The 15,809-nt window shown below is 34.0% G+C and carries 15 protein-coding genes; 5 read left to right on the top strand and 10 right to left on the bottom strand.

Annotated elements, in window-relative coordinates:
• Positions 1-97: 97 nt before the first annotated feature.
• On the bottom strand, positions 98-1,090 hold the full coding sequence (locus tag BLW20_RS01390) for a cation diffusion facilitator family transporter (protein WP_091095561.1): 993 nt from the start codon (positions 1,088-1,090) through the stop codon (positions 98-100).
• Positions 1,091-1,495: 405 nt separating this feature from the next.
• Here BLW20_RS01390 and BLW20_RS01380 point away from each other — a divergent pair, with 405 nt between their 5' ends.
• A complete protein-coding gene (locus tag BLW20_RS01380; RefSeq protein ID WP_091095557.1) occupies positions 1,496-2,167 on the top strand; it encodes an ATP-binding cassette domain-containing protein in 672 nt (223 codons plus the stop codon).
• 63 nt (positions 2,168-2,230) lie between these two features.
• On the opposite strand, the gene BLW20_RS01375 is transcribed toward BLW20_RS01380, so the two are convergent.
• Genes BLW20_RS01375 through BLW20_RS01360 form a run of 4 tightly spaced genes read right to left on the bottom strand, consistent with a single transcriptional unit; the run spans position 2,231 to position 5,972 of the window.
• Positions 2,231-2,788: a pseudouridine synthase gene (locus tag BLW20_RS01375; RefSeq protein ID WP_091095655.1), complete on the bottom strand. Its 558-nt coding sequence runs from the start codon at positions 2,786-2,788 to the stop codon at positions 2,231-2,233.
• A complete protein-coding gene (locus BLW20_RS01370; RefSeq protein ID WP_091095555.1) occupies positions 2,788-4,194 on the bottom strand; it encodes an FAD-binding oxidoreductase in 1,407 nt (468 codons plus the stop codon). Before BLW20_RS01370 ends, BLW20_RS01375 begins: the two co-directional genes overlap by 1 nt.
• Positions 4,195-4,216: 22 nt before the next feature.
• The gene (locus BLW20_RS01365) at positions 4,217-4,774 is read right to left on the bottom strand and encodes a hypothetical protein (protein WP_091095553.1); all 558 of its coding nucleotides are present in this window, start codon (positions 4,772-4,774) and stop codon (positions 4,217-4,219) included.
• Positions 4,764-5,972, bottom strand: a complete 1,209-nt coding sequence (locus BLW20_RS01360; RefSeq protein ID WP_397334281.1) for an MFS transporter — start codon at positions 5,970-5,972, stop codon at positions 4,764-4,766. The genes BLW20_RS01365 and BLW20_RS01360 overlap by 11 nt, the downstream gene beginning before the upstream one ends.
• Positions 5,973-6,067: 95 nt before the next feature.
• Between BLW20_RS01360 and meaB the strand changes: the two genes are divergently transcribed.
• Positions 6,068-7,171, top strand: a complete 1,104-nt coding sequence (gene meaB, locus BLW20_RS01355) for a methylmalonyl Co-A mutase-associated GTPase MeaB (protein WP_091095550.1) — start codon at positions 6,068-6,070, stop codon at positions 7,169-7,171.
• Positions 7,172-7,219: 48 nt separating this feature from the next.
• Here the strand turns inward: meaB and BLW20_RS01350 are convergent, their stop codons facing one another.
• The 4 genes from BLW20_RS01350 to BLW20_RS01335 all read right to left on the bottom strand — a co-directional run bounded on the left by BLW20_RS01350 (position 7,220) and on the right by BLW20_RS01335 (position 11,385).
• Positions 7,220-9,082, bottom strand: coding sequence for an ABC-F family ATP-binding cassette domain-containing protein (locus tag BLW20_RS01350; RefSeq protein WP_091095549.1), 1,863 nt, complete (start codon positions 9,080-9,082; stop codon positions 7,220-7,222).
• A 126-nt stretch (positions 9,083-9,208) separates the two neighbouring features.
• Positions 9,209-10,036: a hypothetical protein gene (locus BLW20_RS01345; protein WP_091095547.1), complete on the bottom strand. Its 828-nt coding sequence runs from the start codon at positions 10,034-10,036 to the stop codon at positions 9,209-9,211.
• An 84-nt stretch (positions 10,037-10,120) separates the two neighbouring features.
• Positions 10,121-10,492: a KTSC domain-containing protein gene (locus tag BLW20_RS01340; RefSeq protein ID WP_091095545.1), complete on the bottom strand. Its 372-nt coding sequence runs from the start codon at positions 10,490-10,492 to the stop codon at positions 10,121-10,123.
• A 65-nt stretch (positions 10,493-10,557) separates the two neighbouring features.
• On the bottom strand, positions 10,558-11,385 hold the full coding sequence (locus BLW20_RS01335) for a CvfB family protein (RefSeq protein WP_091095543.1): 828 nt from the start codon (positions 11,383-11,385) through the stop codon (positions 10,558-10,560).
• A gap of 110 nt (positions 11,386-11,495) precedes the next feature.
• On the opposite strand from BLW20_RS01335, the gene BLW20_RS01330 reads away from it, so the two are divergent.
• The gene (locus BLW20_RS01330) at positions 11,496-11,804 is read left to right on the top strand and encodes a hypothetical protein (RefSeq protein WP_091095541.1); all 309 of its coding nucleotides are present in this window, start codon (positions 11,496-11,498) and stop codon (positions 11,802-11,804) included.
• 15 nt (positions 11,805-11,819) lie between these two features.
• Here BLW20_RS01330 and BLW20_RS01325 read toward each other — a convergent pair whose 3' ends face one another.
• Positions 11,820-12,659: a 1,4-dihydroxy-2-naphthoyl-CoA synthase gene (locus tag BLW20_RS01325; protein WP_091095653.1), complete on the bottom strand. Its 840-nt coding sequence runs from the start codon at positions 12,657-12,659 to the stop codon at positions 11,820-11,822.
• 124 nt (positions 12,660-12,783) lie between these two features.
• On the opposite strand from BLW20_RS01325, the gene BLW20_RS01320 reads away from it, so the two are divergent.
• Positions 12,784-13,992 carry a serine hydrolase domain-containing protein gene (locus tag BLW20_RS01320; RefSeq protein ID WP_091095539.1) on the top strand — a complete coding sequence of 403 codons (1,209 nt, stop codon included), beginning with the start codon at positions 12,784-12,786 and terminating at the stop codon, positions 13,990-13,992.
• A 33-nt stretch (positions 13,993-14,025) separates the two neighbouring features.
• The gene (locus BLW20_RS01315; RefSeq protein WP_091095537.1) at positions 14,026-15,672 is read left to right on the top strand and encodes a S41 family peptidase; all 1,647 of its coding nucleotides are present in this window, start codon (positions 14,026-14,028) and stop codon (positions 15,670-15,672) included.
• Positions 15,673-15,809 lie beyond the last annotated feature (137 nt).

Here is a 15,809-nt window from a genome sequence, read left to right as displayed (position 1 = left end):
ATGGTATTCGTCGGTTCGAGTTTGCCGAGAACTCATAAACATTAACTTCTCGATACACTTCACTCCGTTACGTTACTCGAAGTGATGTAATAAAAACCTACAAATTACTATTATGTTTTTTATTGAGTGAAACATTAGCAACCGTCCACTCTACTTTTTCTTCAAACGGATGCTGTCTTACCGGGCAATCGGTTTTTGTACATATTTTGCAAGAGTATTCTTTGCAGGCATCTAAATGCACAAACAGCTCAATACGGTCGCCAAAATGATTTTTCACAGCATCTTCCAAAGCATCAACTTCTTTGTGACCTTCTTCTATATTAAAATACCAGGGAACCGTCATGTGACAATCGAAATGCAGAGTACTTCCGTATTTGATAATGCGTAAATTGTGCAGGTCAATCCAGTTGGGCCTGCGTTCTTCGTTTAAAAAATCAACAACTTCTTTTAACAGCAATTCATCGGTTTCATCCATAATTCCCGAAATCGATTCGCGAACAATCTTGTATCCGGTATAAATGATGAATCCTGCAAAAATTAAAGCGGTGACACTATCAATCCAGGCAATTTTGGTAAAATATAGAATGATTAATCCAATGATGATCCCAATGGTAGAATACGTATCGGTTTGCAAATGTTTTCCGCTTGCAATCAACGCTAACGAATTATTTTTTTTGCCTTTTTGTATGGCAAAATATCCTAAAACATAATTAACAAAGGCAGTTATTGAAACCAAAATTAAACCTAAATCGAGCTTTTCTAATGTTTTTGGATTTTGTAATTCGCCAATAGCTTCATAAATAATTACCACTCCGGCTATACTGATCAAAGCTCCTTCTATAGATGCTGATATAAATTCTACCTTTCCATGACCGTACGGATGGTTTTGATCTCTGGGTAATGAAGATAAATACAGACTGTACAAGCCAATAAGTCCGGCAATTACGTTTATGGTGCTTTCTAATGCATCGGTTAAAATGGCTACAGAGCCGGTTTTGTACCATGCATAAATTTTTATTAAAAAAAGTAACACACCTACAACGGCGATGATGCGCTGAAATTTAAAATTTTCGGTTGCAGATGAATTCATTTCACACTTTTTAAAGGAACAAAGTTAGGTATTTTATTAAATATTAAATAAGCTGTTCTTAAATAAACCGTTTAAAAAATGTATTTTTGAATGAGTTGTTTAAAAATCATTTTGACTAATAATGCGTATGAGAACTTTACGGCTAAAGCTTCAATTTTACAAAAGCACTTTACTGATCAATCTGCTGGTTTCTTTAAGTATTTTATTTTTGACTAAATCGGTTAGTGCCTTTATATTTTCGTTAACTGTTATTGGTTTTTTAGCAGCGATATTTTACAAGGAAGTTTACAGAAAAAACGAATATTATTTATATTATAATGCCGGTTTAAGCAAACTACAATTGGTCCTTTTTTGCTTTTTGATAAATTGTGTATGGTCGTTCTTTATTAAAATACTTTGTATGATATGAAAAATGTTTTAGAAGTTGACAGCATTCAAAAATATGTAAATAAGAATTTTTCTCTATCTGACATTTATCTTAGATGTGGAACAGGTGATGTTTTAGGAATATTTGGACGAAACGGTTCGGGAAAATCAATGCTTTTAAAAATAATCTTTGGAAAAGAAAATGCAGATAATAAATTTATCAGGATAAATAACCAACTTTTTAAAACAGCATATAAAAAACCAGATACGATTGTTTATTTGCCACAAAATTCTTTTCTCCCCAAGAATTTATCAGTAAAAAAAATACTGAATTTATATTTTGACAGGGAAACCGTTGCGGCTATTTTAGAAGATGAGTTTTTAGAAACAATGTATCTATCAAAAATTTCAGAATTATCAGGAGGCGAATTAAGGTATTTAGAGCTAAAACTGCTTTTAAAAAGTACTGCTAAATTTGTTTTGTTAGATGAACCCCTTAACGCGCTATTGCCCATTTTAAGAGAAAAAATAATCCGTTTAATCGCCATCGAAAAAGCATCGAAAGGCATCATAATAACCGATCACGATTTTAGCAATTTAAGTTCCATTACAACACAAAATTATTTAATGAACAATGGAACTTTAAAAAAGATTACAGGTGTCGAAGATCTTGTTTTATGGAATTACCTTCCAACATCATATACCCTATAAAAGCATTGTGCTGGTTTAGTTTTTATAATTATTTTTTTTAGTTATAATAATCAAATATACCATTTACAACTCAATTTCCAAGACCTCACCCTCTTTCATTCCTTCTAATTTCCAATCGCCAATACGAATACGTATTAACCGCAACGTAGGAAACCCCACTGCTGCAGTCATTTTACGAACTTGTTTAAATTTACCTTCGGTTAAAGTAATTGTTATCCAACTTGTTGGTCCGTGGCGATCGCTTCTTATTCGGTAACCTTCGCCCATGTAATCAGGTTTTTCTATCATTGCTGCACAACATTCTTTGGTACGTAACCGTTCGCCCTTTACACCTATTTCCACACCCTTTTGTAATTGCTCAATCGCTTCGTTGGTAATCATACCGTCAACCTGAACCACATATTGTTTTTCGTAATGGGCACTGCGTATTTCTTCGCTGACTTTACCATCTGTTGTAAGCATTAATAAACCTTCGGAATTTTCATCTAACCTGCCAATTGCCATCGTTCCTTCAGGAAAATCATAGAGCTCTCCGAGTTTTTTCTTGGCTCGCTTTTTTTCGTACACAAACTGTGAAAGGTATCCGGCAGGCTTGTACAATAGAAAATGTTTGTGTGTAATCAATGCTGGTAAGTTGAAGGAAAAATTTTTCCGGGATTCATAATGTTTTTTGGGTCGAATATTTTTTTGATCTGATACATTAAATTTAATTCGGTATCACTAAAAACAATCGGAAGGAATTCTTTTTGAACCAACCCTATGCCGTGCTCGCCCGAAATGGTTCCGTTTAATGATTTTGTCAGCTCAAAAATTTCTTTTACTCCCTTGGGTACTTCACTTTTCCACAATTCATCGGGCATGTCTAACTTAACGATATTCACATGCAAATTGCCATCGCCTGCGTGACCATAACAAATGCTTTTAAAGCCGTATTTTTCGCCAATTGCTTTGATACCAATCAATAATTTAGGCAATTCATAACGTGGCACCACGGTATCTTCTTCTTTATAAACCGTATTTTGTTTTACGGCTTCGGCAACATTTCTGCGGAGTTTCCACAATGCATTTTTCTGATCTTGCGTATCGGCAAACAACATTTCATCAATTTCATATTCTTCCACCACAGACAAAATTTTCTCTGCTTCGCTCATTAAAACTTCAGGATAATTTCCATCGACTTCAATCAGTAAATGGGCTTCGATTTCTGGTTTTAAATTCAAATCGGGAACTTCAGTGAATTTCATTGTCCAATCAATCGCATCACGTTCCATAAATTCTAATGCACTGGGCACAATTCCTGCTTTAAAGATTGCCGAAACTGCTGCTGCTGCCTGCTCCATTTTAAAGAAAGGCACTAAAAGCAATACGTTGTGCTGAACCGCCGGAATGAGTTTTAAAACAATTTTTGTTACAATGCCCAAAGTACCTTCGCTCCCCACTATTAACTGGGTAAGATTATACCCGGTGGCATTTTTTAAGGTATTGGCACCTGTCCAGATGATTTCGCCGTTGGGCAACACTACTTCTAAGTTTAGCACATAATCTTTGGTAACACCGTATTTTACGGCACGGGCACCACCTGCATTTTCAGCAATATTTCCACCGATAAAACAGCTGCCTTTACTGCTTGGATCCACCGGATACATAAGTCCTTTTTGGGCAACAGCGTTTTGAAGCACTTCAGTAATTACTCCGGGCTGTATGATGACTTGGAGATTTTCTTCATCGATTTTCTCGATTTTGTTCAATCGTTCCAACGAAAGTCCAATTCCTTTATGAAGCGCTAAAATTCCTCCGCTTAATCCCGTTCTTGCACCAATAGGAACTACCGGAATCTCGTATTCAAAAGCCAGTTTCATAATCCCACTTACCTCTTCAGTTGAAGCAGGTTTAACTACAATATTGGGAGGGAAAACAAAATCTTCGGTATGATCTTTTCCGTAGTCATTTAAGGTTTCGTCATCGGTAAAAACATAAGTTGTACCAACAATTTCTATTAATTTATTTTTGATTTCAGTAGTAATCATTAAAAATTTAATTTAACGTTCTTTATTCAATACTTCCAAAATAACGAATTTCATTGAACTTAATTTTATTGTTATCAACAAAATATTCTGCTCCATAAATTTCTGTATTATCAATTACAATCATTTCGATTCCTGAATCATCAATATAAGGCTGCTTAACAACCCTCTTTTCAGGAAATAATCTTAAAATATTTCTTCCTTTCTTTTTTAAAAATGAATTAACATCTCCATAAAAAACACACAAATATTTCTCACTATTTATATATCCTTTATAATCATTTTCTAAATGATTCAAATAATATTTTTCTCTTAATTTAGGAAAAATTCTTATTGTAAATTGTTCATTTCCTTTACTTTTAATTGAAATAACCAGCATTTTCTTTGAATGATTATTCCAATTTTTAAAATCTTCTCTATTTACAAAATCGTTTAAAATATCTTCGATAATATCATTTTTAAAATTATGAGTAGATTTTAAGTTAATTATTTCTTTGGTTATATCAACTTGTGAATAACAATAATTTGTATGTAGAATTACACTAAATAATAAAAATATTAGTTTAAATAATTTATTCTGCATCTTTATATTTTATTTTCTTCATATTCGGAAGGAAATACGCTATGATACCAATTAACGGTAAATAAGAACAAAGATGATAAACATATTCAATTTTATATTCATCGATTAAAATCCCTAAAACAGCCGATCCAACTCCTCCCATTCCAAAAGCAAAACCGTAAAACAAGCCCGAAACCATTCCTAATTTCTTTGGTAGTAATTCTTGTGCATAAACCAAAATCGATGGAAATGCCGATGAAATAATCAAGCCAATGATTACGATTAAAATTCCGGTTAAATGTAAATCTACATACGGCAATGCTAATGTAAACGGTGCTGCACCCAATACCGAAAACCAGATTACGTATTTACGCCCGAAACGGTCTCCAAAAATTCCACCTAATAACGTTCCTACAGCAACTGATATTAAGAAATAGAACAAATAAACCTGTGCCTGTACTTCGTTTAATCCAAATTTATCCATGGTATAAAACTGAAAATAACTGGTAATGCTTGCCACGTAAAAGTACTTGGAAAAGATAAGAACCAATAATATCCCAATTGCCGAATTGATTTTAAAGGCAGATAAATCGGGCACCTGAATAACCTTTTTGGTTGATCGTGAGGCGATTTTTAGTCTGTTTTTGTACCATTTGGCAATGTATGCCAGTACAATCTGTGCCATAATTGCAAAACCAACAAACCATAAAATATATAATTGCCCGTTTGGTAAAACAATCCAGGCTATTAAAAGCGGAGCCAAGGCCGTTCCGGTATTCCCTCCTATTTGAAAAACCGATTGGGCAAAACTCCGTCTTCCGTTTGATGCCATAAACGCAACGCGTGAAGATTCAGGGTGAAAGATCGACGAACCGATTCCTACCAAAATAACCGAAACCAATATCATTTCATAATTAGGTGCATACGCCAGTAAAGCAATCCCCGCCATCGTAAAAAGCATTCCGAAAATCTGCGAATACGGCTTTGGATTTTTATCGGTATAAGCTCCCACAACCGGTTGAAAAATCGATGCTGCTAATTGGTAACAAAGCGTAATCATTCCCACTTGAGCAAAAGTTAAATCGTATTTAGCTTCTAATTTTGGATAAATTGCCGGAATAACCGCTTGCAGTAAATCGTTCAGTAAATGTGCTGCACTAATTGCGATTAAAATGGCGTAAACCGGTTTTTGTACGCCCGAAGTTTTTATTGTTGACATCTTCATTTAAAAATTAGTAGCACAAATTTACTTAAACCCTAACAATTGAGCTTACATTTTATAAGTATTTTGTAAGTTTGTTGAAACGATTGATTATGCCGAACCAAAAACATCCACATAAAAAATCTTTAAACGAAGTAGAAGGAATTTCGCAACCCGATTTCATCAATCAGGATTCTATCCGGAACATTCAAAAATTCAGAAGAGCACCTTTGGATACAGATGCTTTGATTCAAAAATTGTTACAAGGAGATATTCCTTCGTTAAGCAAAGCCATTACCTTGATTGAAAGTACCAATACGATGCATCAGCAACAAGCACACCAAATTATTCAATCGTGTTTACCTTATGCAAATAAATCGGTTAGAATTGGTATCACCGGCGTTCCCGGTGTGGGAAAAAGCACGTTTATTGAAGCTTTTGGAACGTATTTAACAGCTATTGGCAAAAAAGTAGCTGTTTTGGCGATTGATCCCAGTAGTTCAATTAGCAGAGGGAGTATTTTGGGGGATAAAACACGTATGGAGGATCTGGTAAAAAACAAAAATGCCTTTATTCGTCCGTCGGCATCGGGCAAAAGTTTGGGAGGTGTTTCAAGAAAAACCCGCGAAAGCATTATTTTATGTGAAGCCTGTGGATTTGATACCGTTTTGATAGAAACCGTTGGCGTGGGACAAAGCGAAACTGCCGTTCACAGTATGACCGATTTTTTTCTACTGCTTAATTTAGCCGGTGCAGGCGATGAGTTACAAGGGATAAAACGGGGGATTATGGAAATGGCCGATGCGGTAATTATCAACAAAGCCGATGGCGATAATTTAGAACGAGCCCGAAATGCCAAACTAGACATTAACCGGGCATTGCATTTATTTCCTTTAAAAGATTCTAAATGGCAGCCAAAAGTGTTGCTGGCAAGTGCTTTTTACAATCAAGGAATTGAAGAAGTCTGGCAACTGTTAGAAAATTATTTTTCGTTGACAAAAGAAAACGGATATTTTGAAAACAACCGCAATAATCAAAATGCGTATTGGTTAAAAGAAACCATTAATGAACAATTGCTTTTAAATTTTTATCAGAACAATGTCATAGCTGATGCTTTATCACAAGAAGAAAAAGCGGTACAAAACAACGAAAAATCGCCGTTTGTAGCCGCTTCTGAATTGTTAGCACTGTATGCAAAAATAACAACGGGTATTTAAATTAGCTGTTTGTTGTTATTTTTTTAGCTTTACAAGGTAATTATCAAACTACTCTTCCATTTTTGCCGATAATTCAAACCAGCGTTCTTCTTTTTCTTCTAAATTTTGAATGATTTTTTGCAGTTCGTCTGCTTTTTGCTGGATTTTATCATCAGAAACAGAACCTTTCGAAAACTCCTCTTCGATTTGTTTTTTCTTATATTCCAGATCTTTTATTTCGCGTTCTATTTTAGAAAATTCTTTTTGCTCGTTGAAACTCAGCCCTGCTTTTTTAGGCTGGTTTTCTTTCCAATTGACTTTTTCTTTCGGCGCATCATCTTTTACAGGTTCTACGGAATCCTCGTAAATTCTGAAATCGGAATAGTTCCCCGGGAAATCTTCAATCTCACCTTGTCCTCTGAAAACAAACAGGTGATCTACAATTTTATCCATAAAATATCGGTCGTGCGAAACCACCAGCAAACAACCGGGATAATCCAAAAGAAAATTCTCTAACACGTTTAATGTTACAATATCTAAGTCGTTCGTAGGCTCGTCGAGAATCAAGAAGTTTGGATTCTGAATCAACACTGTACATAAATACAGGCGTTTCAATTCGCCACCACTCAATTTTTCCACAAAATCGTGTTGTTTTTTACGGTCAAATAAAAAACGTTCCAGCAATTGACCTGCTGAAATGGTTCGTCCTTTAGTCAGCGGAATGTATTCGCCGTATTCTTTAATAATGTCAATGACTTTTTGCTCGGGTTTCGGGTTAATGCCACTTTGCGTATAATATCCAACCTTAATGGTATCACCAATAACCACTTTACCCGAATCGGGCTGAAGCGTTTTGGTAAGAATGTTTAAAAAAGTAGATTTCCCCGTTCCGTTTTTGCCAATAATCCCAATGCGTTCGCCACGGTTAAACAGATAATTAAAGTTTTGTAAAATGATTTTATCATTAAACGACAAAGAAACGTTGTGTAGTTCAATGATTTTTGACCCCATACGTTCCATATTTATTTCCAGCTCTAACTGATGTTCTTTACGGCGCGAATGGGCTTTTTCTTTAATCACGTAAAAATCGTCCTGACGGGATTTTGATTTGGTTGTACGTGCTTTGGGTTGGCGGCGCATCCAGTCTAATTCTTTTACAAACAGGTTTTTTGCTTTATCTATTGAGGCATTTTCCGATGCAATCCGTTCTTCTTTCTTTTGTAAATAATAGGAATAATTGCCTTTGTACTGATAGATTTTTCCGTTGTCTAATTCAATAATTTCATTGCACACACGTTCCAGAAAAAAGCGGTCATGTGTTACCATAAACAACGTAATGCTTTCTTTGGCAAAATAATCTTCCAGCCATTCAATCATTTCTAAATCAAGGTGGTTGGTAGGCTCGTCTAAAATCAGCAAATCGGGTTTATTAATCAAGATAATTGCCAACGCCAGGCGTTTGCGCTGTCCACCAGAAAGATTTTTTACTTTCAGTTTTAAATCCTCCAGCTTTAATTTAAAAAGGATTTGTTTGTACTGTGTTTCAAAATCCCAGGCATTGTGAATATCCATTTGTTCAAAGGCCTTTTGGTATTCGTCCTGATCATCGATGTTTTCCAAAGCCTTTTCATAGCGTTCAATGACTTTTAAAGTCTCGTTATCCGAAGCAAAAATGCTTTCCTCAATGGTTAATTCGTCTTGCAAATCAGGATTTTGAGGTAAAAATTCCATGCGGATGCCTTTACGCATAACCACCTGACCGGTATCGGGAAAATCGTTTCCTGTAATAATGTTTAAAATGGTGGTTTTACCGGTTCCGTTTTTGGCAACAAACGCAATTTTCTGGTCTTTATTGATACCGAACGATACGTTTTCAAACATGGTACGTGCACCGAACGATTTGGATATATTTTCTACTGAAAGGTAATTCATTATTATATTTTATTGAAAAACAAAAATACGTTATTAAATTATAGAACATCAAATCTTTTAAAAATATAAAAAGAAAGGTTGCCCAAAAGCAACCTGTTTAAAATGTTTCTTATAGATGTAGCAGTACTACATTTTCTTAAATACTAAATTTGATTTAAAATTAAGATCTTCATCTTTTATAATTACTTTTCCTTGTGAGTCGAATCTCGTAAAATTATAATCCTGAATTTCTTCAAAAGCTTTTAACTCATCAATATAATTTTTACCTTCTTGATTGGTTTTAAACACAATAGCTACTTTTTCTTTTGTATAAACCCAGTTTTTCTCAAACATCGCCTTTCCGTTTTTTGATTGGCTGTGATCTATCACATAGGGTTTTAACAATTCGAATTCCATTTTTTTTAAATTGAATTTACTGTCGTACTGAAAATAGCCTTCATAAAACTGGTCTGAATAAAATTCTATAACATATTGTCCATCTTTGGTTCTTTTGCGTTCAAAAGAATAATCTTTAAATTTATTGAAAAAATCAAGTTCAGGAACATTTACGTATTTTCTGATAACTACTTCGGTTAACCAATAAACAGGCGAATCGTTGCCTGTGTATCGATTAAAAAAAAGTGTATCCATAACCGTTTTATTGTTCTTGTCGTCAATAACACTTTTAATAATCTTTTTGTTTTTCAGGTTTATGACAACATCGTACATTACTTGTGAGTTTAGTAATTTGGTACTGTCGTTCATACTTGCCTGATGTGATACCAGATAATGATAATTATCCTGTACATAATTGTTATACATTTGATTGCGTACTTTTTTAATGATTTCCACAATATTGGCACGCGAAAGCTTGTCAATTACCAATTCTTCTAAATCGGTATCTTCTATTTGAGCCTGTGCGTTCCATGAATTTAAAAAAAGCAGCATAAAAAGTGCCAGTAGGTATTTTTTCATTAAGTAAATTATTGTTGTACAAATTTAATGGAATATTCATCTAAACAAAATATTACATATAATCATACACAATTAATATACCATTTACGCTGCCGGCTTTAAATTAAACGGATAACGATTTATAATGTGCATGTTATAGTAAGAACCTTTTGATGATGAGGTTGACAGTTCTTCCCAAACCGAAACAGGCACTTTTGCATGAATATATTCTTCTGAACGTGTGGTATAAATAATCAAATACCCTTCTTTTTCGTTGCAGCTGTAATATTCTATACGCTTAATCCAAGAACTTTCCGGAGTTGACTGTATTTTTTTTACAGGATAATTTGCTTTTGTTATTTCTTTACGAGCTTCAACAAAGGTACTGTAAGATCCCTTTAGTTCATCACAATCGCTTTTTTTATTGCACGCTAAAAATAAAATTGGAGTACAAATCAATAGTAAAATCTTTTTCATAACATTTTATTTTATAATTCCTTATAAATGTAAGATATAAAATTTATATTATGAAATTTTTAACGTTATAATTTATAGATACCGTTATCTTTTATCAAAATTTTTCGCTCTTTATACAGCACCCCAACAGTTTGCTTAAACGTTTTTTTACTCATTCCCAAAACGGTCTTAATTTCATCGGGATGGCTTTTATCGCTTAATCCTAAAAATCCATTGTTTGCCTCAAGTTCAAAAAGAATTTTTGATGCAGTATCAGAAATTTTATCAAAACCTATCTTTGTTCTGGAAACATCGATTTTTCCATCCGGACGAATATTTTTAATATATCCAATAATGCGATCGCCTGTTCTAAAATCTTCAAAAACCTCATTCTGATACATCAATCCTTTGTGTTTTTCGTTAATGATTACGTTAATGCCGGCTTCGGTTATATGAGAAACAATTAAATCTACTTCTTCTCCTGTTTTAACCGTTATTTCATCATTACTTAAAAACTGGTTTAATTTTGATGACCCCACCAAACGGTTTGTTTTTTCATCCAAATACATATAAACCATATAATATTTGCCCACGCTCATTGGTCGGGCCTGTTCTCTAAACGGTACAAACAAATCTTTTTCTAAGCCCCAATCCATAAACGCACCAAAATCATTTATATAATTAACCTTTAAAAGAGCAAATTCGTTTAAAAAAATATAGGGTTCAATAGTTGTAGCAACCAAACGTTCTTCGTGATCGAGATAAATAAAAACCTCTATTTCGTCGCCAATTTCAAAATATTGAGGTAAATATTTTTTAGGTAAAAGCACATCTTGCGTTCCATCAGTTAAATAGAGTCCAATATTTGTTCGTCTTGAAATGGTTAACGTATTAAAAGTTCCTACAGTCATCATAATTTTATTTTTTACAAAAGTACAAACAAAAAAGTTTGGATTGTATTTTATGATAATTTAACTCCATCTAAAAAATTTTATTAGTAAATTTAAAGTAAAATTTTTATACTATGAAAAAAATGTATCATTATGCCACAGTTGAAAAGGCATTAGAAGAATTAAAAAATAAAGGCTTTACGATCGATTTTAATGTGGAAGAAAAACAAATTTTAGAAAAGCCTAACAATTTTGAGATTGTGGAAATTTATCGATATGAAGGAATGAGTAATCCTGATGACGAAGCCACTGTTTACGGCATTAAAAATTTTGATAGTGGTGAACGTGGTGTTTTTGTGGCTGGTAATTTATCTTTTGCCGAAAACGAAACTGCCAAGATTCTGCTAAAACTCGAAATTGATGATAGAAAAAATGAAGACTAAAAAGTCTTCATTTTTTTATGGAATGTATTTTTTATCGAAATTAGGTTTGCGTTTTTCTAAAAAGGCATTTCTTCCTTCAATGGCTTCATCGCTCATATATGCCAAACGAGTGGCTTCTCCTGCAAAGACCTGTTGCCCTACCATTCCGTCATCAGTCAAATTCATTGCAAATTTCAACATTTTTATCGAGATCGGTGATTTTCCTAAAATTTCCTGTGCCCATTCATAAGCTGTTTGTTCCAGATCATCATGCGGAATTACAGCGTTCACCATTCCCATTTCGTATGCTTCCTGTGCAGAATAATTTCTTCCTAAAAAGAAAATCTCACGCGCTTTTTTCTGCCCAACCATTTTGGCAAGATACGCAGAACCATAACCGCCATCAAAACTGGTTACATCGGCATCGGTTTGTTTAAAAATAGCATGTTCTTTACTTGCCAATGTTAAATCACATACCACGTGTAATGAGTGACCGCCACCAACAGCCCAACCATTTACTACGGCAATTACAGCTTTGGGTGTAAAACGGATTAATCGTTGAACCTCTAAAATATTCAATCGGTGGTAACCATCTTCACCTACGTATCCTTGATGACCACGGGCACGCTGATCACCACCGCTACAGAAAGAATACACTCCGTCTTTAGGCGAAGGCCCTTCAGACGAAAGAAGGATGACACCAATTGAAGTATCTTCGTGTGCATCGTGAAAAGCACGCAACAACTCAGATGTTGTTTTAGGACGGAACGCATTGCGAACTTCAGGTCGGTTAAAAGCGATACGTGCCACACCGTTACATTTTTTATAAGTAATATCTTCAAATTCTATGGCAGTTTGCCAATTTATTTCGCTCATAGTATTGTTCTTTAAATAGTTTCCAAAGATACGTTTTTTTACCTTTTTAAAAATTAACATATCGGTATGTTTTAAAAAATCATTAAATCCGTTATATTTGTTACCGTATAAGTAAGTTCAGATAATGAAAAAAATATTCCTACCGCTTTTACTTGTTTCAAGTGTATTTACATCTTGCGATAAAAATTTTGATATTGCACAAATGATTCGAAAAAAAAGCGATGTTATTAAAGATAAAAAAAGCAAATTAATTGACGAAGAACCTTTTGAAGTAAAATTTAATCCTGTTACACCAAAGTATAAATTAGAAACCCGCGAGATTGTTGAAAATTTTTATCACAACCGCATTAACAGAGGCAGCAGCTTTTGGGGGCAGTTTTTAGTTGCCAAGAACGGAGAAATTATTTATGAAGATTATCAGGGATATGCCAATTATCAGAACAAAGAAAAAATAAACGATTCAACTCCCATGCACGTAGCATCGGTAGGCAAAGTATTTACCGGAATTACCGTTTTACGCTTGGTAAATTCAGGTAAAATTTCGTTAGATCAGAAAGTAAATACCATTTTACCGGGGTTTCCTTATGATGACATTACGGTTCGTTTGCTTTTAAGTCATCGTTCAGGTTTACCATATTATGGGCATTTTACTGCAAAACCGGGTATTTGGGATACCAAAACCACGCTAACCAATAAAGACGTTTTAAATTTATTAGAAACAAAAGATATTAAACTTGATTTTAAACCCGATACACGTTTTACGTACAGCAATACAAATTATGTGATTCTGGCATTGATTGTTGAACAAATTACTCAAAAATCGCTTCAAGATGCGATGAAAGAATTGGTTTTAGAACCATTGAAAATGCACAACACTTTTGTATTAGATAATTTATCAAACAAAGAAAATGTTACCCAATCGTATCACGCAAACAATCAAAAAATGCATTGGGATTATTTAGACGGAACTTATGGCGATAAAAACATTTATACCACTGCACGCGATCTGTTAAAATTAGACAAAGCGTTGTATTCAGACAAATTCATCAGCAAGGCATTAAAAGCACAGATGTATAAAGGTTATTCTTACGAAAAAGCAGGATCTAATAATTACGGATTGGCAATACGAATGGTGGAACCTAAAAATAACGACGGAAATCTTTACACGTTTCACAACGGTTGGTGGCGTGGCAACAAAACTTCGTATGTAACATTAAGACAAGATACCATTACTATTATTTGTTTTAACAACCACAATTCACAATTGGCGTATAAGACAAAAGAGCTGGCTCCAAAATTAGGAAATTATCCTTTTATAGAAGTTAATGATTAAACAGCGGCAAAAGCCGCTTTTTTTGAACCTGATATGAAAAAACTACTACTTACACTACTTACATTAATTATTGTTTCTTGTGCAAGTCACGATAAACAAAACAAACATTACCATACAAAGATAACTGCCAAAAAGCTTCAGAAAGATGTGGCTTATGTTCGCAAACAATTAGTAAACATGCACCCCGATTTGTATTGGTATATTTCAAAAAATGAGTTAGAACGTAAGTTCGACAGCTTGTCGCGGGTTTTAAAAGAACCGTTAACACCTAACGAATTTTACATGAAGATAAGTCCGGTGGTAGCTTCGGTTCATCAAGGACACATGAGCATGTCTATGGTTACTTTAACGTCGCCCGACTCATTAAAGAAAAAATATAAAGGATCCGTAAATCCGTTAGAGAATTTTGAATACGAGTATCTGAACGATAAGCTATTCATTAAAAGAAACAGGTCTAAAACCGATAGCATTTTACAGGTTGGAACCGAAATTGTAGCTATCAACGGGATAAAACCGAACGATTTATTTAAAAAATATCGAAAAACTTTTACATCAGATGGATACAATCAATCGGCGATTCCTAAATTTTTTGCCCGCAGAATCAATTCTTTTTACGTTAACGAATTAGGTTTTGTTGACAGTATCCAAATGAATGTTGTTTGTGCCGATTCAGCCTTTTATCACACCGTAAAAAGAACGTTTAAAGAGTCTAAAAAAGACAAGAAAAAGCTTGCCAACAAAGAACTTACTAAAAAGGAAAAAGATACTTTAAACGATACTAAAATTGTTCAAACAGATACGCTTCCAAAACTATCAAAAGAAGAACAAAAAATTAAAAAGAAGGCATTAAAAAAATTGGCTCGGCAAAAAGATTACAAATACAAATGGTTTGGCTACAACAGCAAAAACAAAGTATATTCTAAAGAAATCAGTTACCCTGTTGCCAAAGACAGTTCGGTTGCCGTATTAAAAATAAGAGATTTTAGCGAGGGGAAAATTAAGGTATATGATACCATTTTTTCAGAATTTAAAAAACACAATGTTCAAAATCTGATTATTGATTTACGCGGAAATCCAGGCGGACGATTAAGCGAAATTCATAAATTATCTCAGTATTTAAACGATACCACGTTTGTATTTACACAGCCTGCAACTATTACAAAACGAGGTACTTATTTTAATTTATTTAAAGGAAAAAGTCCTGTAGAGAAGTTTTTTGCGGCTCCGTTCATAACCGTTTATTCAACAATCAGGGGTTTATCGGCACACAGGAACGAAAAAGGAGCATTACAGGTTTCATTAAAATCATCTAAGAAAATTCAGCCTAAACCGTTAAATTATAAAAATAACACCTACGTTGTCACTGACGGAATGACGTTTTCAGCGGCTGCAATTATCTCATCACATTTACAAGGCAGAAATCTGGCAGTTTTTGTAGGTGACGAAACCGGTGGAACATTTAACGGAACCGTTGCAGGTGTAATGCCGGTATTAAAACTTCCTTATTCAAAACTTAAATTACGTGTTGGGCTAATGACTATAAGACCAACAGAACAAACCAACGAAGAAGGTCGTGGTGTGATACCTGATGTATACGCCATTCCTACTGAACAAGATTTTTTAAACGATAAAGATGTAGCACTGGATTGGATTTTAAATGAGATTAATTTAAAAAAATGAAGACAGTTTGTAAAAAAGGTTTTGAGAACAAGATATTGAGATTTACAATCTATCCTACAATCCCAAGAATATATTTTTTACTATGAAAAATTATAACTTTTATAAACGTAATGAATTTAAAGGCAATGATCAAGCTT

Source organism: Paenimyroides marinum, from assembly GCF_900108395.1.
Classification (GTDB): domain Bacteria; phylum Bacteroidota; class Bacteroidia; order Flavobacteriales; family Flavobacteriaceae; genus Flavobacterium; species Flavobacterium marinum.
This window is presented reverse-complemented; position numbering and strand designations above follow the sequence as displayed.